An 18958-nucleotide genomic window follows, 5' to 3' on the forward strand; every position below is an offset into this window, starting at 1 on the left:
GATTAAATCTTACAACCGCCGCCTGCACAATCGTCATCTTGTGGTTGAACTGCGTCTTTCTGGTCGTCTTTCGCACCGTCACGAGTGTTATGGTAGTAAAGTGTTTTCACACCAAACTTGTACGCAGTTAGAAGGTCTTGAAGAAGTTTCTTCATTGGAACCTTACCGCTCTCGTAACCAGAAGGGTCGTAGTTTGTGTTTGCAGAGATCGCTTGGTCAACGAACTTCTGCATGATGCCCACAAGGTGTAGGTAACCGTCGTTAGAACCGATGTTCCAAAGCAGTTCGTAGTTGTCTTTCAGTTCAGTGAAATCTGGTACAACTTGCTTCAAGATACCGTCTTTCGACGCTTTAACAGATACGAAACCGCGTGGTGGCTCAATACCGTTTGTCGCGTTAGAGATCTGAGAAGAGGTCTCTGATGGCATTAGCGCAGTCAGTGTTGAGTTACGTAGGCCGTGCTCCATGATTTCTTGACGTAGGCTATCCCAATCGTAGTGCAGCTCTTCTTCACAGATTAGGTCAACGTCTTTCTTGTAAGTGTCGATTGGCAATAGGCCTTTCGCGTAGTTCGTTTCGTGGAACGAAGGACACTTACCTTGTTCTTTTGCTAGCGCTACAGACGCTTTCAATAGGTAGTATTGAATCGCTTCAAACGTGCGGTGAGTTAGACCGTTTGCGCTGCCGTCAGAGTACTTAACGCCGTTTTTCGCTAGGTAGTATGCGAAGTTGATAACACCAACACCTAGCGTACGACGGTTCATTGTCGACTTGTATGCCGCTGGTAGTGGGTAATCTTGGTAATCAAGTAGTGCATCTAGTGCACGCACTACAAGCTCAGACAGCTCTTCGAAGTCATCTAGAGATTTGATAGCGCCTAGGTTGAACGCAGATAGCGTACATAGTGCGATCTCACCTGAATCATCTTCAACGTTCTTCAGAGGTTTCGTTGGCAGTGCGATTTCCAAACATAGGTTTGATTGACGAACTGGCGCTACTTCTGAATCGAATGGGCTGTGAGTGTTACAGTGGTCCACGTTCTGAATGTAGATACGGCCTGTTGATGCGCGCTCTTGCATTAGCAGAGTGAACATTTCGATCGCTTTAACCGTTTCTTTCTTGATTGAAGGATCGTTCTCGTATTTTACGTATAGACGTTCGAATTCTTCTTGGTTTTCAAAGAACGCGTCGTACAGACCCGGTACGTCTGATGGTGAGAACAAAGTGATGTTGCCACCTTCTACTAGGCGTTGGTACATCAGTTTGTTCAGCTGAACACCGTAGTCCATGTGACGAACACGGTTTTCTTCAACACCACGGTTGTTCTTAAGAACCATTAGCGAGCGAGCTTCGCCGTGCCACAGTGGGTAGAACACAGTCGCTGCACCGCCACGAACACCACCTTGAGAACAACACTTAACGGCTGTTTGGAAGTATTTGTAGAATGGGATACAACCTGTGTGGAATGCTTCACCACCACGGATTTCAGAACCTAGCGCACGGATACGACCTGCGTTGATACCGATACCCGCACGTTGAGAAACGTAACGTACGATTGAGCTTGCTGTCGCGTTGATAGAATCAAGGCTATCGCCACATTCGATCAGTACACATGAGCTGAACTGACGAGTAGGCGTACGTACACCAGACATGATTGGTGTAGGCAGAGAAATCTTAAATGTCGATGTCGCATCGTAGAAACGCTTGATGTAGTCAAGACGCGTTTCTTTCGGATAGTTAGCGAACAGGCAAGCAGACACAAGAATGTACAGGAACTGAGCACTTTCGTAGATTTCACCTGATACACGGTTTTGTACGAAGTACTTACCTTCTAGCTGTTTTACGGCTGCGTAAGAGAAATCAAGGTCGCGCTTGTGGTCGATGTACGCATCAAGCTCGTCTAATTCCGCTTTTGTGTAGTCTTCTAGGATGTGCTTATCGTACTTACCCATATCAACAAGACGAGCTACGTGGTCATGCAGCGTTGGCGGTTCGTATTGGCCGTATGCTTTTTTACGTAGGTGGAATACCGCTAGGCGAGCAGCTAGGTATTGGTAGTCCGGTGTCTCTTCTGAAATCAGGTCTGCAGCAGACTTGATCATCGTCTCGTGGATATCTGACGTGGTGATGCCGTCATAAAACTGGATGTGAGCACGTAATTCTACTTGTGATACTGAAACGTTGTTAAGACCTTCGGCAGCCCAAGTAATAACGCGATGGATTTTCTCCAGATCGATAGTTTCTTTGCGGCCATCACGCTTAGTGACGGTAAGTTGTTGGTTCATTCTGCTTTATTTCCCTAAGAAAACTGATAAAAGCCGTGTTTTTGTTTGTTTATGTGCAAAATTTGTAAAACTTGCGGCGGCTTTGTGATCAAAGTCTATCTATATATTGTAGCTTAAACACAACATATAGGGGTTCATTTGTTTGCGAGTTACAAGATAGTGCTGTTACCCCAATTTTTCAAGGTACAGATTTGGGATGACTTGTGGATAACTAACAAAATTAAAAAAATCAGTAAGTGGACACTAACCGATGAGAAAAGGGCTGACTTGAATGGGGAAAATTACGTTTTTCAGATCGGTTCATAAATAACCGCATGTAAAAATATTTTCCTTGATCTTTGACAGTTTTTGTTTGTTAAAAATAGATTGGTCAAAATGGAATCTAGAGCACTTTTTTCTACAGAAATTGACAAAAAAAGCGGCGCTCATGTGCTACCGCTTTCCCATAAATTTCATATCGAGTTTTGCTCAATCACGAACAACTCCGCGATCCAAAAAATCAATATTTAGTAGTGTGAACGATGTAGTTTACATCCACATTACGACCGAGCTTGTAGCTGTCGTTAAGAGGGTTGTAGTGCAAACCTGTGATGCCCATTTCGGTTAGGTCAGTTTGATCAATCATCTTCATCATTTCTGCTGGTTTGATGAACTTCTCATGATCGTGTGTGCCTTCCGGAACGATTCTCAGCAGTTTCTCTGCGCCGACAATAGCAAACAGGTAAGATTTCATGTTGCGGTTTAAAGTTGAGAAGAAGACATGGCCGCCTGGTTTCACGAGCGCTGCACAAGAGCGAATCACAGACAGTGGGTCAGGAACGTGCTCTAGCATCTCCATACAAGTCACTACATCATAAGTACCTGCATTTTCTGCTGCGTGGTCTTCGATAGTGCTTTGGATATAAGTCAGCTTAGTGCCTGTCTCGAGAGCATGAAGACGTGCCACTTCTAATGGCTCTTTGCCCATATCAAGACCGGTAACGATGGCGCCTTCTTTTGCCATGCTTTCCGCAAGGATGCCACCACCACAGCCAACATCGAGCACTTTTTTGCCAAATAGGCCGTCAGCTTTCTCTAGGACATAGTTCAAGCGAAGCGGGTTAATTTGATGAAGTGGTTTGAACTCGCCTTCTAAATCCCACCAACGAGAAGCCATCTCTTCGAATTTCTTAATTTCACTTGGGTCGACGTTTTGTGCTTTTGTCATGATAGTTATATCGCTTCGCTAATAGTCCTTTGGAAGGCGTGATTATACTCCAATGGTACGATACGTTAAAACTGCTTCTTTTCTCACAATCGCTACAGGAGAGATTTTTGAGCGGTGTTGGTGGAAATATAGTCAGTTTTCATAAAGATATGGGATGAATGTGCAAATTCTCTTCATTTAACTCATAACGAAGCTCACAACCTGATAAAACGAGTGGGAAAGTGATGCCCCGTTGATGAATTGTGTGTTATATTTTTGCACCTTACACGTATCGTAATTACGATCAGATAATAGAGGGATAATGGCTCTATGAGCGATTTAGCTAAAGAGATCACGCCCGTAAACATTGAAGATGAGCTTAGAGGTTCATACCTAGACTACGCGATGTCAGTAATCGTGGGTCGTGCTCTTCCAGATGTGCGTGATGGCCTAAAACCAGTACACCGCCGCGTTTTATTCGCGATGAACGTACTAGGCAACGATTGGAACAAACCATATAAAAAATCAGCCCGTGTTGTCGGCGACGTAATCGGTAAATATCACCCACACGGTGATAGTGCTGTGTACGACACAATCGTACGTATGGCTCAGCCGTTCTCACTTCGTTACATGCTGGTCGATGGTCAAGGTAACTTTGGCTCGATCGATGGCGACTCTGCTGCGGCAATGCGTTATACCGAAGTACGTATGGCGAAAATTGCCCACGAACTTCTGGCTGACCTAGATAAAGAAACCGTGGACTACGTACCTAACTACGATGGTACGGAGCAAATCCCAGCGGTTCTTCCAACTAAAATTCCTAACCTATTGGTAAACGGTGCTTCTGGTATCGCGGTAGGTATGGCAACCAACATCCCACCGCACAACCTTGGCGAAGTGATCGATGGCTGTCTTGCATTCATCAATAATGAAGAAATCACGATTGATGAACTAATGGATTACATTCCTGGTCCTGATTTCCCAACGGCAGCGCTAATCAGCGGTCGTAAAGGCATCGTAGACGCGTACAAAACTGGTCGCGGCAAGATCTACATGCGTTCAAAAGCGGAAATCGAAGTGGAGAAGAATGGTAAAGAAACCATCATCGTCACTGAAATCCCTTACCAGGTAAACAAAGCTCGCTTGATCGAAAAGATCGCTGAGCTAGTTAAAGATAAGAAAGTAGAAGGCATCAGTGCGCTACGTGACGAGTCTGATAAAGACGGTATGCGTATCGTAATTGAATGTAAGCGCGACGCTGTGGGTGAAGTGGTTCTAAACAACCTTTACGCACAAACTCAGCTTCAAACGACTTTCGGTATCAACATGGTTGCGCTAAACAACGGCCAGCCACAGCTATTCAACCTAAAAGACATGTTGAAGTGCTTCGTTGACCACCGTCGTGAAGTTGTCACTCGTCGTACTATCTTCGAACTACGCAAAGCGCGTGAACGTGCTCATATCCTTGAAGCACTGTCTCTTGCTCTTGCAAACATCGATGAAGTTATCGAGCTAATCAAAAACGCACCAACACCAGCAGAAGCAAAAGTTGGCTTGGTATCGCGTGGTTGGGATCTTGGTAACGTAGCATCAATGCTTGAGCGTGCTGGTACTGATGCAGCTCGTCCTGAATGGCTAGAAGATCAATACGGTATCCGTGATGGTCTGTACTACCTAACTGAGACTCAAGCGCAAGCTATTCTAGAACTTCGTCTACACCGTCTAACCGGTCTAGAGCACGAGAAGATTCTTGATGAATACAAAGCACTTCTAGATGAAATCGCAGAGCTAATGCACATCCTTGCAAGCACTGAGCGTCTAATGGAAGTGATCCGCGAAGAGCTTGAAGCAGTTCGCGATGGTTACGGAGATGCTCGTCGTACCGAAATCACAGCAGCTACCCATGACATCGACATGGAAGAGCTGATTGCTCGTGAAGACGTAGTAGTAACTCTGTCTCACGAAGGTTACGTTAAGTACCAAATTCTAAGCGACTACGAAGCTCAGCGCCGTGGTGGTAAAGGTAAGAGTGCAACGAAGATGAAAGATGAAGACTTCATCGAACGTCTACTTGTTGCAAATACTCACGATAACATTCTGTGTTTCTCTACTCGTGGTAAGACTTACCGTCTGAAAGTTTACCAATTGCCTCATGCAACTCGTACTGCACGTGGTAAGCCAATCGTAAACATCCTTCCTCTAGAGGAAGGTGAGCGTATCACTGCAATTCTTCCTGTTGATGAGTTCTCACCAGAGAAATTTATCTTCATGGCGACAGGTGATGGTACGGTTAAGAAGACCCCACTGAACCAGTTTGCAAACGTACGTTCAAACGGCCTAATCGCTGTGAACCTACGTGATGATGACTCACTAATTGGTGTTGATATCACAAACGGCGATAGCGACATCATGCTGTTCTCTAAAGCAGGTAAAGTGGTTCGCTTCAGCGAAGACAAAGTACGTGCAATGGGTCGTACAGCGGCAGGTGTTCGCGGCATGAAACTCGCAGACGAAGACCAAGTTGTTTCTCTAATCGTTCCGTCTAACGAAGGCGATATCCTAACGGTTACACAAAACGGCTACGGTAAGCGTACTGAACTAGCGGAATACCCAACGAAAGGTCGTGCAACTCAGGGCGTTGTGTCTATCAAGGTTTCTGAGCGTAACGGTCCAGTTGTTGGCGCGGTACAAGTAGAAGAAGGCGACGAGATGATGATGATCACCGACGCTGGTACTCTAGTACGTACACGTGTAGCGGAAGTGAGCCAAGTTGGTCGTAACACCCAAGGTGTGACACTTATCCGTACAGCTGAAGACGAATCAGTAGTTGGTCTACAACGCATCGACGAAGTTGAAGAAGTTGAATTGCCAGAAGGCGAAGAAGCAGAAGCAACAGAGGCGAACGCAGAAGGTCAAGCTCCTGAAGCGCCAGCAGCAGACGATACAGCTGAAGGTTCAGAAAAAGAGTAAGCTTCTTCCTAATCGCTAAATTTGAAAGCCGAGCATAACGCTCGGCTTTTTTGTATCTGTATCAACGCAATGAAAGTCGGAAACCAGTACACTGGCGTTATCTTTATTCATAGGTTGCTTTATGTCTGTTTGGTTTTTCGTTGCCATCTCCTTGATGGGCTTGTTCATCGTCCTCTTATCACTGAGTGCATCAAAAGTTAAACCTGCCCAATGGTTTGGCTTTTGTCTATTAGTGCTTGTTATAACCAGTGCGAGTTTCTTATTGCTGCGTCAAACTCCGCCTCAACCGATGCAAGCAGAAATGTCACGTATGATGACTGCTCGTGACATCATGCAAGAGATTCAAGACCAGTTGCGAGAGGACCCAAACAACGCTGAATTGTGGTTCCAACTCGGGCAGGGCTACCTATTAGAGCGTGAATTTGACGGTGCGTTGATTTGTTTTGACTACGCGATCCAACTGACTGAACCTGTTAGTGCCACGCAACTTGCCGCAAAGGCGACCACTTTATACTACATCCATCAACAATCTATGACGCAAGAAGTCAGCCTGCTTCTGGAACAAGCTCTACAGATAGAACCGCATAATGAAGCAGCTTTGTCTTTGATCGCAAATGACCATTTTCTGTCATTCCGCTTTCAGGAAGCCATTGATACTTGGGTACTATTATTAGATTCTAATGATCCAAATTTAGATAGAGTGCAAATCATTAACTCTATCAACAAAGCAAAAGAGCTGTTGTAAGCGTACAATTTAATAAGCAGTAGAGGGAAAGGTGGGCAACGAATGAAAAATAAGGCACTAAGCATATTGGTTTTGCTGTGCGGCTCTGTATTAGCGGGTTGTAGCTCTTCCGATCATTCTGGTTCTTCCTCTTCGGTTTATTATTCTTCGGGTTATTACGATCCGTGGTGGTACGATCATGACGACTACTGGATTTATTACTATCCGGGTTGTTGCGACAACGATGACGAATACAAAGAGAAACTGGAAGAGTGGTGGAATGGTTTAGATGAAGACCAACAGCAATCCATCAAAGACAAAGTCGAGGATTGGAAGGACGATGATATGTCCGCCAATATCGATAACATGAAACGCCAACTTGATGATCATTGGCAATCACTGCCTGAAGAGCAAAAGCAAGAGATTCAAACTAAGTGGGAGAATCGTCCAGAACGTATTGAGCCAGCGGCTTTACAAGACAAAGCGGTGAAAGAAAAGCTGCAACAAAGAAAAGCACTGCCTGAGACTCAAATCCAACGTCCTGCTGCAAGACCTAATGTGCAAATGCCTAAAACGCGGCCAAATATTCAGCCTAGACCGAGGCTGCCTCGTCGCTAGTTTATTTTTCTCTATCTCTTTATTAAAAGAAAAGGGCGCCTTCTGCGCCCTTTGTTTTATCTGTGTAACCTTAATGCAATCGATACTGATCAGTATGTAGCTTCACGTTCGGCCGCGGCTTTATCCCAGTCAGGAACGACAGTCTCTAGGAAGTGTTTCTTATCTGTGTTCATTTTTTCCATATCCATACCAAGTGCTTCTTGTGCTTTCGCTTTGGTCGAGATATCTGGAATTTGTACTGGTTCAGTAATGCCTTTGGTTGCCAGTAAACGAACCAACTTGGTACGAGCGTCAGCGGCGCGATCAACTGCAGTACCTAGTACTTCAAGCGCTACCTCAGGAGCATGCATGTGGACACCGTGAGAAGCAATTGCGTAGTCCCAACGCCATTGTGCGTGGCGAATATCTTTTAGGATAGGTTCCATCTCTGCTTCTGTAGCGCCCGCTTTCCACGCTGCGCCTGCTTCAAAATGCGCTGCTACGATTTGCTTCTCGGCGGTTAGCTTCATGTTCAGTACTTGCGCTTTGCGAGTCGACACGATGCTTTGTAGCTGCTCTTTAGTTTGGGTATGGCATTGTGCACAAGTGTCTTCGAAGCGGTCAAATGGGTTACCCACTTTGTGGTCTGTGTACACCGTGCCGTCTTCTTTGGTCACTTTAGGCATATGACAGTCCACACACACCACTTTGTTTTTACCATGGATGCCATCACGCCACGTTTCGTAACCTGGGTGTTGTGCTTTGAGCATCGGAGCTTTAGATACTGCATGCGTCCAATCTTTGAAATTCAACGCGTCGTAATATTTCTCCATGTCATTGACGGTGGTGCCCATATCCCATGGGAATTTGACCGCTTTAGTCGGGCCGGTGAAGTAGTATTCAACGTGACATTGAGCGCAGACCGATGCTTGCTTATCTAGGCGAGATTGTTCATCAAAGTTTTTACCAATAGTATCAAAAGCACGCTCGACATAAGGGCGAGTTACCGCTAGTGCAGGTTCACCATTCTTAAATTCTTCTGAGCGTGTGTCGTGACAGTCGGAGCAACCGATAGGGTTGACGATTTCTGACCCCAAGCGTGCCCATTTACCTTCGAAATAACCGTCTTCACCACGTTCATCAATTACGCGAGCAACGTCAGGGCTTTTGCAGCTCCAACATGCCATTGGCATAGGGCCAGATTTTTCATCAGTCGGTGCGCCAGTGCGTAAGGTTTGGCGAACATCGTCAAGTGCGTAAAAGTGACCGCGCGCTTTGTTATAGTCTTTAGCAAAGCCGTAGCCTGCCCACAAGATCACCATGTTTGGATCTTCACTTAGGGCATCTTCAATGTGTTCGCTTTCAGAGGTTGCTTTCCAAGAGTGGTATTGATCAGGGTGGTTCTGTTCAAAGACGTCATTTCGAGGGTCGACGAGGCCTTTATCTTCTGCTGCCAACGGAGCGCCGACCAAAAATAATTGGCTGGCGAATAAGGTCGCAACCGCGATTGGTGCGCTCATCCAGTGTTTTATGCTCACGGTGTTATCTCCATATTCGTTTTTATTAGCAGCGTTGTGAGGAGCTATTCCAAATAAGAACTGGAGATCTGTATTTAATATTATTGTTTATTCCAATGGATGAAATAGTGAGCAGAACTTGTCTTGTTTTAGATCAATTTACACCAGTGATCTCAATCATGTTTAAGTTTTTATACCTCTAAAGGGGTAGTGGTTAATGTCTTTGATAGCAAGATGTTAGGATTTAACCATTTCAAAAATAGGGTGATTTAGTTCGCTTTTTAAGCAGTTGTTTCTACCTCTTATGAATAATAGAGGTATTATAAATATAGGTTTAGCGTTGTGGCTTTCCGAAATAAGAATTGATGTCATTTGAAGATTTGGAAAAATATCTTCAGAGGAAATTAATTGTCGCTCAAATAAATAATTGAGAATAGTTATCAATTATTGTCGAGCTAAGGAAAGAAAAATATGGGCAATATAAAATTGACCATAGAGACAATGCTGAAATTTCTCTTCGTCTTTACCATCTATGGTTTCTCCATCGCCGCCCATGCGACTTCTTCAGAGCCGATTGAAGGTGCTCAAGCTGAGCGTCATCAAGTCGAGTTAATCCGAGACAGAGACTACAAATGTCTCCAATGTCATAAGGATGCCAAAGAGACTCTGAACCTTTCGCATGATCCGCAAGCGTTACTCAGCAAAGGTAAGCAGCTTAATTGCACCAACTGCCACAGTAACATCGGTCCTGATCACCGTGAAGGTGCACCGGATGTGATTAAGTTTTCTGCCGCGCAATCGAAAGAGGTACACGACAAAGTGTTCCTTGATCCAAGCATGATTCTTAAAGCCAACAGCCAGTGTGTGGATTGCCATGCCCCTGCCAAGCTCAGAGAAAAACACTGGACGCATGATGTTCATGCAAAGAATCTTACTTGCTCAAATTGTCATGATGTTCATGCTGCAAAAACCAAAGCCCTCTCTTACGACAGAAAACAGTTGATCAAGCAGTGTGTAGATTGTCACTCTGAGTTTGCCATCGAACCTGAACTTGCAAAAGAAGAGGAGAGATAGCATGAAATGTTCTAGAAGAAACTTCCTCGCCGGCAGCGGCGCGTTGATATTGACCACAGGCGTTGCAAGCACTTCCGTTGTTAGCTCCTCTCTTTATGCCAGTGATAATGAGCAAGTGAAGCGTATGGGAATGGTTCACGATGAGAACGCCTGCATTGGCTGTACTGCTTGTACCGATGCTTGCCGTGAAGTGAATAACGTTCCTGAAGGCGTTACCCGTCTTAAAATTCATCGTAGTGAACCGATTGGCGAATTCCCAGATGTGGAATACCAGTTTACTCGCGAATCCTGTCAGCACTGTGACAACCCACCATGTGTGTACGTTTGCCCAACAGGTGCAGCATACAAAGATGAAGCGACAGGCATCGTCGATGTACACAAAGAGAAATGTGTCGGATGTGGTTATTGCTTAGCTGCTTGCCCTTACCAAGTGCGTTTCTTTAATCCGGTCGATCACTCTGCGGATAAATGTAACTTCTGCCTTGATACAAACCTAGCGCAAGGTAAGCAGCCAGCTTGCGTCGAATCTTGCCCAACAAAAGCACTCATCTTTGGTGATTTAAATGACCCAACTAGCGAGGTGAGCAAAGCTATCGAAAGTCATGTTGTCTATCGCGATAAATCGCATTTAGGTACGCAACCTAAACTGTACAAAATTCCGCATAGCAAAGGGGAGGTGTCATCATGAACAGCTTCGAAAGTGCATTCCACTTTGACTCGTTAGTCTGGGATTGGATCATCGCGATTTACTTATTCCTTGCTGGGATGTCAGCAGGTGCGGTGATGATTTCTATCTATCTAAAACGCAAAGTGATTGAAGGTGATCCTGCAAACAACGGCATCATGAAAGCGATGGCTTGGCTCGCACCATTTGGCATCATTGCTGGGTTGGTAATTTTGATTTTCCATTTAACCAAGCCTTTGGAGTTTTGGAAGATCATGATCTACTACAACCCAACGTCGGTAATGTCGATGGGCGTGATCTTGTTCCAAGTGTACATGCTAGTGCTGTTTGTTTGGATCGGCGTTATCTTCCGCCATCAAATCATCAGCTTCTGTGAAGGGAAGTTACCAAGCAAGCTGCTGGATTTTGCCGATGGTATTTTGATTAAGGCGGGAAAAGCCAACAACGCCATTGAATTGTTTTTGGGCTTCTTAGCCATCGTGCTTGCGGCATACACTGGCTTTCTATTGTCTGCGTTGAAGACTTACCCAATGCTAAACAATCCAGTACTGCCAATCTTGTTCCTGTTCTCTAGTTTGTCCTCGGGCGCAGCAGCATGCTTGATGTTTGGCATATTGGTGTTTAAAGAGTCGACCAGCAGCCCAAGTGTGTATTGGGTGCACGGATTTGAACGCCCAGTAGTGTTGTTTGAGCTGTTTGTCTTAGTGACATTCTTTACTGGACTGATCTTCAGCGGTGGTCAGAACGAAGTCGCGGCTTGGAATGCTATTTCGAGTGGGTTCTGGGCTCAATGGTTCTGGGTTGGAGTAGTGTTCATCGGCATGATTACGCCTTTGACTCTCAATTGGTTAACGCCTTCAGAAGTGCGCCACAAAGGCAGTTACGTTTTTGTGGTCACGACGTTGAGCTTGGTTGGCGTACTTATGCTGCGTACTTTCATTCTCTATGCCGGTCAAATGACCATAGTGTAAGGGGGAAAAATGGAGGCTGAGCTAGGGTTCTTCTTACTGATATTAGTGGCTGTAACATCGACTTGTGCATCGCTGCTGCATTGGATACGTCGTGCTATAGGTAAGAAGGCAACGTTGCTGCATCAAGTCGCGATGTCCCACATCATTAGCTTAGCTTCCATCATTTGTTTAACACTTTTGATCGTCTGCTTCGTGCAAGACAACTTCGCGTTGGAATATGTTGTTACGCATTCCAACAGTCAACTTCCCGTGGCGTTCAAAATTGCGGCCGCTTGGGGTGGGCACCAAGGCTCCATGTTGTTTTGGGTCGTCACCCTGAGTTTATGGGCTTCGTTTATTGCATTTAAGTCACCGCTCAACGCCCAATATACTTGTGACTGTTTAGGAATCATGAACGTTCTGATTGGGACGTTTGCATGGTTCACGTTAATGACCTCTAACCCGTTCGAATATGCCCAAGTATTGGCGTCGGAAGGGCGAGATCTAAACCCAATGCTGCAAGATGTTGGGCTTATCATTCATCCACCATTGCTTTACCTAGGTTATGTCGGTTACGCAGCAATATTAGCTTTTGCATTAGCGGCGCTATTGGGTAAACAACCGATGAGCGATTGGTATGTGGTTGCTCGTAGCGCAGCGTTTTTTGCATGGGGAACGCTCACGTTGGGTATCTTGGTCGGATCATGGTGGGCGTACAATGAGCTAGGGTGGGGCGGCTGGTGGTTTTGGGATCCTGTCGAGAACGCTTCTCTACTCCCTTGGCTTACTGGTACTGCTTTGTTGCACAGCGGTGTTGTCGCAACACGCAACAGAGGCGCAATTTGGAGCACTTATGCTCTGGCGTTTGCTACGTTCAGCCTAAGCATTTTAGGGACATTTGTGGTGCGCTCAGGCGTGTTGACTTCGGTACATGCTTTTGCGGTGGACCCAACTAAAGGTTTGGTACTGCTTGGTGTATTGAGCTTGCTTGTCATCATCACTTTTGGCGTATTGATTTTGCGAGGAGAGCAACTCCCTCGCTTCAAACTTCAATCTCTAGCGAGCAGAGCTTACACTGCTTACATCGCCAAAGGGCTGCTGGTTATTGCGACTGCCATCGTTTTTCTTGGCACTTTTTATCCGATGGTTTATCAATTGCTCGGCTTAGGGAACATTTCGGTTGGCGCGCCTTATTTTAATAGTCTGGTCTTCCCATTAAGCATACTGGCTCTGATTGCCTTAGCTTTCATGCCGGTGCTGAAATGGACAAAAGGCACAGTTCCGAGTGTAAGCGCTGATATCGCGATCAGTATTGCGTTATCTCTAGTCTCTGGGATCGGGTTTATGTTCTCAGTGAATGCACTGCATTTCGAAGTATTGCTAACCATGACATTGGCTATCTGGGTGATTGTGGCACATCTGGTTATGCTGTTTCGCTGCTCCAATAAGCGTAAACTCATGCCAATCGTGATGGCACATATCGGTTTTGCACTGGCGGTGAGTGGGGCTGTATTCAACAGTCACTACTCCTATGAATACAATTTACGTGTCGAACCCGGCAGTTCCCAACAAAGGGCGGGGATCACTATCGATTATCATGGTATCGAATGGCTAGTGGGGCCAAACTACACCGCGGAACAAGGACAGATCACCTTGCGCTTGGAAGATGGCCGCATGCTCAATTTCAGCCCGCAAAAGCGTCATTACCCTGTGCGAGTGATGAATATGACCGAGCCCGCGATTCGTTCACTATGGCATGGCGATTATTACGTAACATTGGGTGACAAAGTCGACACTCATGCTTATGCGATTAAAGTTCAGTACCGAGCAGGTATTTGGTGGATATGGTCTGGTGGGTTATTAGCAGTGTTTGGTGCGCTATTAACAGGCCTAAAGAAAAGGAGAGAGGTTATCAATGCGGTCGAGAAATACGCTTAAACTCGCAGGTCTCGTTATGGCTGTTGCCGTGTTTGCAGTAGTTACCGCGGTGGCTTTGTCTGAGCGACCACATGTTGAATTGTCCCCACAACGAAATTTAGAGACACCTAATTTTCGCTCTACTTCTCTGATCTCTGATGACATGGTTTCTGAGCAGTTGTTCAAAAGCAACGGATATAAATTATTGAATGTTTGGGCATCTTGGTGTGGGGTATGCAAGCGAGAGCACGAAGAGTTATTGCAGTTAGCAGAACTCGGTGTGCCTATTATTGGGCTGAATTATAGAGATCAAAAACAAGCTGCTCGTGAATGTTTGAGCTCTAAACGAAATCCATATATTGAAGTAATTAGTGACCCTAATGGAAAGCTCGCTGTGGAGCTAGGTGTTATAGGAACGCCGGAAACTTACTTGATTGATCAAAATGGTCGTATATTGATCAAATATCGTGGAGAGCTAACGGCAGATAAATGGAACGATATATTTTCAGGATATTTGAATGTTTCGATTTAATAGTCTTCTTCTCACATTAATCTTATTTACACTATTTTCTTCTTTCACGAGAAGTGCGGGTTTAGAACAGAATGTTGATCTGTTTGAGTTTCATTCTGTTGAAGTGCAACAGCGCGCAACCGCATTAGCCAAGACATTACGCTGTCCGCAATGCCAAAACCAAAACCTTGTAGAGTCCAATGCACAAGCGGCCAAAGACCTTAGATTGAAGGTGTACACCATGGCCAATCAAGGCAGTTCAAATCAAGAAATAAAAGACTACCTAGTCGCTCGTTATGGGAATATTGTTCTGTATCGACCGCCATTTAATTATACCACCGCGTTATTGTGGATCTTTCCTGCTCTATTTTTGATCCTTTTTGTCTTATATTCGATCCGAATGGTTAAGCGCAATTAATGTGACCATTATTCCACTATTAAAAATAAATTGTGCACATAACAAGCAGAGTGTTATCATTTTCTCGAATTTATGAAGGCTCCAGTGAATAGCAGACCATAAAAATTGAGCTGGAGGAGTAATAAAAGATTGAATAGGTGTACGCAGTGGATTCAGTTATATCGCAATTAAAAAAGGACTTTTATTCGCAGATTCGTGCATTGCAGTCACCGAAGCTGCCACAAGTCACTTCTACACTCGCCGTTTTAACCGACGAAGAGATTCAAGAACTTGAAGCGGTTTGGATTGAGCTCGCCGTATGGAAGCGCAGCCAAACGCACTAAAATCAATTGTTCAACTAATGCTTTCGAAACCCCAGGCAAATTTGTCTGGGGTTTTTTTATTGTAGTTAATCATAAATGTTATATTATAACATTTGTAAAGTCGGCTAGCGGGAAGTGTCCGAACAGGATTTCCCAGCTTGTCATGAATAAGAATAGGGTTCTTTGTGATCTCAACATTGAAAAATGCGGTATCAATCCCCATAGTTGAAGAGCAAATGAGAGCAATCCCATGAATGCGATAACGAAAATGCATCAAGCAATAAATCGAGTGAGTGTAGATATGGCGGAAGTACGTGCCAGAGTAGATTTTAAAGTCGGGGCTAAAAGTAACATTGATGCCGAAATCCTGTCTTTCCATGGTCTGAAGACAGATAAAGAGCATGTTGCGATTATCTTCAAACAAGCAGACCAAACTCAGGACATGCCATTAGTTCGCATGCATTCTGAGTGTTTGACTGGCGATGTGTTCCACTCTTCACGCTGTGACTGTGGTGAGCAACTAGAAGAGACCATTAATCGTATGGGCGAATCAGGTGGCATCATCCTTTACCTTCGCCAAGAAGGGCGTGGTATTGGTCTATACAACAAGATTGATGCTTACCGCTTGCAAAGCCAAGGCATGAACACCTACGAAGCGAATAATCATTTGGGTTTCGATGATGACCTGCGTGACTTCACAGAAGCAGCACAAATGCTAGAAGCATTGGGTGTTAGTAAGATTCGTTTGGTAACGAATAATCCTAAGAAGATCCGTGAGTTATCGGAATACGGAATCGAAATTTCAGAAGTTGTCAACACTTCTGCACACATCAAAGATGGCAATGAAAATTACCTGAAGGCGAAAGTTTCTCACGGGAAACATCACCTAAAGGTTTAATCCTAAAGATAAAACTGACAATAAAACATTCTAACGGCCTCGTTTTTATGAGGCTTTTTTTGTATCTGGAGTTGCAAATAAATTGTAAATTTGTATTATCTCGGGATTAGAAGTGCAAATAAGAATAATTAGCACTACCAATACGATAATTAAAATGCTCAACAAGGATGCTTCAGATGAATGCAAAAACAGTTTTAGTCCAATCTATTGCTGCATCACTCCTCATTGCCAGTGGTTCTACCGTTGCTGCTACAGTAACTAAACAACAAGTTGTCGAACATTACGCGGACGTTGCCCATGCTGTGTTTGCTGATTCAGTAACAACAGCGAAAGCGCTGGATGTAAAAATCGACGAATTCCTAAAAGCACCATCAGCGAAAAAGCTTGAAGAAGTAAAACAAGCTTGGCTCGATTCTCGCGTTCCTTACCAACAGTCTGAAGTTTTCCGTTTTGGTAACGCGATTGTTGACGATTGGGAAGGTCAGTTAAACGCGTGGCCACTTGATGAAGGTCTGATCGACTACGTAGCGGCGGATTACCAATACGAACTGGGTAACGAAGGTGCGGCTGCAAACATCATCGCAAACACTAGCCTACAGATTGGTGCTTCTAAACTGGACGTTTCAAAAATCACACCAGAATTGCTAGCAGACCTAAACGAAGTAGGCGGCTCTGAGGCAAACGTTGCATCAGGTTACCACGCGATTGAATTCTTGCTTTGGGGCCAAGACCTAAACGGCACTAACGCGGGTGCAGGTCAACGTGCTTACACTGATTTCGTTGTCGGTTCTGAGTGTACGAATGGTCATTGCGATCGTCGTGGTGAGTACCTAAAAGCGGCCGCTGATCTACTGGTTCAAGACCTAGAGTGGATGGAAAAGCAGTGGTCTGCAGAAGTGAAAGGCAACTACCGTGAAGAGCTACTGAACGAATCTGCTGATAATGGTATTCGTAAGATGCTGTTCGGCATGGGTTCTCTTTCTCTAGGTGAGCTAGCGGGTGAGCGTATGAAGGTGGCACTAGAAGCGAACTCGACTGAAGACGAGCACGATTGTTTCTCAGATAACACGCACAACTCTCACTACTACAATGAGCAAGGCATCTACAACGTTTACACAGGTACATACAAAGGTGTAAACGGCAAAGAGCTATCTGGTCCAAGTATTGCTGATCTTGTTGCTCAAAAAGACAAGAAAGCCGCGACCGAAATTCAAAAGCAGTTTGATACAACACGTAGCCAAGTTGGTGAGCTAGTGACTTCTGCAGAGAAGAACAACCTGCACTTTGACCAACTAATTGCGGCGGGTAACGCACAAGGCAACGCGCTAGTTAACGACACCATCATGTCGTTGGTAGCACAAACCAGTGCGATTGAGCGAGCGGCAAACATTGTCGGCATCGACAGCCTAAGCCCTGATACCGCTGACCACGAGTTTTAATAAGAAAACCATAATAAATAAGGGCTCTTTGTGAGCCCTTTTGCCGTTTGAGCTCGTTGTTATCACCCTTGTTGTATATGTAGAGCAATGATATGAAGCCATACCTAATTTCTGCGCTAGCCGCGATCCTTTCTTCTTCTGCCATGGCTTACGATGTTAAGTCTGGTGGCAAAACCAGTGTTAAAAAAGATGGCGCGAATGCCTATTCTCTTCCGGCTGCCAACCTGCCGATGAGTAAACGCCTCGACTTTAGCGTAGGTAACAGCTTTTTCCGTAACCCTTGGGTACAAGCGCCAGCGTCAACGGACGCCCGTGATGGCCTAGGACCGCTTTTCAACACTAATGGTTGTCAGAACTGTCACATCAAAGACGGTCGTGGTCATCCACCAGAGAAAGATGATTTACATGCTGTGTCTATGTTAGTGCGCTTGAGCATTCCTGCGATGACGCCAGAACAAAAGAAAGCCTACATCAAAGACGGTGGCATACCTGAACCGACTTATGGTGGCCAACTTCAAGATTTCGCCCTGCAAGATCAAACGCCAGAAGGCAAAATCGAAATCACTTACACCGATGTACCAGTGAAATTTAAAGACGGTACGACGATGACACTAAGAAAACCTCATTTAAACATTACCGATCTGGGTTATGGCGATATGCACCCAGATACCGAGTTCTCAGCACGCGTGGCACCGCCAATGATCGGTCTTGGTTTGTTGGAGAGTATTCCCGACGAAACGCTACTCGCTTGGGCTGATGAACAAGATGCCAACAAAGATGGTATCTCAGGCAAAGTAAACAAGGTGTGGGATATTGAGAAGGACGATTTCTCGATTGGTCGTTTTGGCTGGAAAGCCGGACAACCGACGCTAATGCAGCAAAATGCGGCGGCATTCAATGGTGATGTGGGTCTGACGAGCCATTTATTCCCGAACGAGAACTGCACCTCGAAACAAAGCAATTGTGACGACATGCCAAATGGCGGCAAGCCGGAAGTGAGTAAGAACATTCTCGACTTCGTGGAGTTTTACAGCCAGCACTTAGCCGTACCTATTCGCCGTAACGTCAATGACCCTAGCGTGAAACTTGGTCAGCAAATCTTTGCTGCGTCCGGCTGTGAAAGCTGCCATAAGACTAGTGTCAAAACGGCCAAGCGACCAGATTTACCAGCGCTTTCTGAGCAGCTTATCCACCCATATACAGACATGCTTCTGCACGACATGGGTGAAGGCTTAGCCGATAACCGTCCGGAATACTTAGCAAACGGCCGTGAATGGCGAACGGCACCTCTGTGGGGTATTGGTTATACCGAAGAAGTAAACGGACACACTTACTTCTTACATGATGGCCGCGCTCGTAACCTGATGGAAGCGGTGTTGTGGCACGGCGGCGAAGCTGAAACGGCGAAACAAAACGTCTTAGCACTGAACAAAAAAGAACGTGACGCATTGATTGCGTTTCTGAATTCTCTATAAGGAAGCAACC

16 protein-coding genes are annotated in these 18958 nt (G+C 45.3%); 13 read left to right on the forward strand and 3 right to left on the reverse strand.

Going from position 1 to position 18958, the window contains the following annotated elements; translation table 11 throughout:
* Positions 1-2: 2 nt before the first annotated feature.
* Together nrdA and ubiG are read right to left on the reverse strand one after the other, a co-directional pair.
* The gene (nrdA, locus tag QTO06_RS01290; protein ID WP_331406612.1) at positions 3-2285 is read right to left on the reverse strand and encodes a class 1a ribonucleoside-diphosphate reductase subunit alpha; all 2283 of its coding nucleotides are present in this window, start codon (positions 2283-2285) and stop codon (positions 3-5) included.
* A gap of 499 nt (positions 2286-2784) precedes the next feature.
* Entirely contained in the window at positions 2785-3492 is a 708-nt protein-coding gene (gene ubiG / locus QTO06_RS01295; protein ID WP_045369207.1) for a bifunctional 2-polyprenyl-6-hydroxyphenol methylase/3-demethylubiquinol 3-O-methyltransferase UbiG, read from the reverse strand.
* Between the two features lie 309 nt (positions 3493-3801).
* On the opposite strand from ubiG, the gene gyrA reads away from it, so the two are divergent.
* From gyrA to QTO06_RS01310, 3 genes are all read left to right on the forward strand, one after another.
* Positions 3802-6441: a DNA gyrase subunit A gene (gene gyrA, locus QTO06_RS01300; RefSeq protein ID WP_331406613.1), complete on the forward strand. Its 2640-nt coding sequence runs from the start codon at positions 3802-3804 to the stop codon at positions 6439-6441.
* Between the two features lie 121 nt (positions 6442-6562).
* Complete coding sequence (locus tag QTO06_RS01305; protein WP_331406614.1) at positions 6563-7186, forward strand: TPR domain-containing protein; 624 nt, start codon at positions 6563-6565, stop codon at positions 7184-7186.
* A 42-nt stretch (positions 7187-7228) separates the two neighbouring features.
* Positions 7229-7783, forward strand: coding sequence for a hypothetical protein (locus tag QTO06_RS01310; RefSeq protein ID WP_103410799.1), 555 nt, complete (start codon positions 7229-7231; stop codon positions 7781-7783).
* An 89-nt stretch (positions 7784-7872) separates the two neighbouring features.
* Here QTO06_RS01310 and nrfA read toward each other — a convergent pair whose 3' ends face one another.
* Entirely contained in the window at positions 7873-9300 is a 1428-nt protein-coding gene (gene nrfA / locus QTO06_RS01315) for an ammonia-forming nitrite reductase cytochrome c552 subunit (protein WP_331406616.1), read from the reverse strand.
* 450 nt (positions 9301-9750) lie between these two features.
* Between nrfA and nrfB the strand changes: the two genes are divergently transcribed.
* The 10 genes from nrfB to QTO06_RS01365 all read left to right on the forward strand — a co-directional run bounded on the left by nrfB (position 9751) and on the right by QTO06_RS01365 (position 18948).
* Positions 9751-10353 (forward strand): cytochrome c nitrite reductase pentaheme subunit, encoded by a 603-nt coding sequence (gene nrfB / locus QTO06_RS01320; RefSeq protein WP_331406618.1) that lies wholly within the window; start codon positions 9751-9753, stop codon positions 10351-10353.
* Between the two features lies 1 nt (position 10354).
* The gene (nrfC, locus tag QTO06_RS01325; protein WP_331406619.1) at positions 10355-11041 is read left to right on the forward strand and encodes a cytochrome c nitrite reductase Fe-S protein; all 687 of its coding nucleotides are present in this window, start codon (positions 10355-10357) and stop codon (positions 11039-11041) included.
* Entirely contained in the window at positions 11038-12009 is a 972-nt protein-coding gene (gene nrfD, locus QTO06_RS01330) for a cytochrome c nitrite reductase subunit NrfD (protein ID WP_331406620.1), read from the forward strand. Before nrfC ends, nrfD begins: the two co-directional genes overlap by 4 nt.
* A gap of 9 nt (positions 12010-12018) precedes the next feature.
* A complete protein-coding gene (locus QTO06_RS01335; RefSeq protein ID WP_331406621.1) occupies positions 12019-13926 on the forward strand; it encodes a heme lyase CcmF/NrfE family subunit in 1908 nt (635 codons plus the stop codon).
* Positions 13904-14437, forward strand: a complete 534-nt coding sequence (locus QTO06_RS01340; RefSeq protein WP_331406623.1) for a DsbE family thiol:disulfide interchange protein — start codon at positions 13904-13906, stop codon at positions 14435-14437. The genes QTO06_RS01335 and QTO06_RS01340 overlap by 23 nt, the downstream gene beginning before the upstream one ends.
* Complete coding sequence (nrfF, locus tag QTO06_RS01345; protein ID WP_331406624.1) at positions 14424-14834, forward strand: heme lyase NrfEFG subunit NrfF; 411 nt, start codon at positions 14424-14426, stop codon at positions 14832-14834. Before QTO06_RS01340 ends, nrfF begins: the two co-directional genes overlap by 14 nt.
* Before the next feature lie 146 nt (positions 14835-14980).
* Entirely contained in the window at positions 14981-15157 is a 177-nt protein-coding gene (locus QTO06_RS01350) for a hypothetical protein (RefSeq protein WP_009706892.1), read from the forward strand.
* 229 nt (positions 15158-15386) lie between these two features.
* Positions 15387-16034 carry a GTP cyclohydrolase II gene (locus QTO06_RS01355; RefSeq protein ID WP_331406625.1) on the forward strand — a complete coding sequence of 216 codons (648 nt, stop codon included), beginning with the start codon at positions 15387-15389 and terminating at the stop codon, positions 16032-16034.
* Between the two features lie 176 nt (positions 16035-16210).
* On the forward strand, positions 16211-17473 hold the full coding sequence (locus QTO06_RS01360) for an imelysin family protein (RefSeq protein WP_331406626.1): 1263 nt from the start codon (positions 16211-16213) through the stop codon (positions 17471-17473).
* A 92-nt stretch (positions 17474-17565) separates the two neighbouring features.
* On the forward strand, positions 17566-18948 hold the full coding sequence (locus tag QTO06_RS01365; RefSeq protein ID WP_331406627.1) for a di-heme oxidoreductase family protein: 1383 nt from the start codon (positions 17566-17568) through the stop codon (positions 18946-18948).
* Positions 18949-18958: the final 10 nt, after the last annotated feature.

The sequence above is a fragment of the Vibrio sp. M260121 genome, assembly GCF_036533715.1.
Taxonomy (GTDB): domain Bacteria; phylum Pseudomonadota; class Gammaproteobacteria; order Enterobacterales; family Vibrionaceae; genus Vibrio.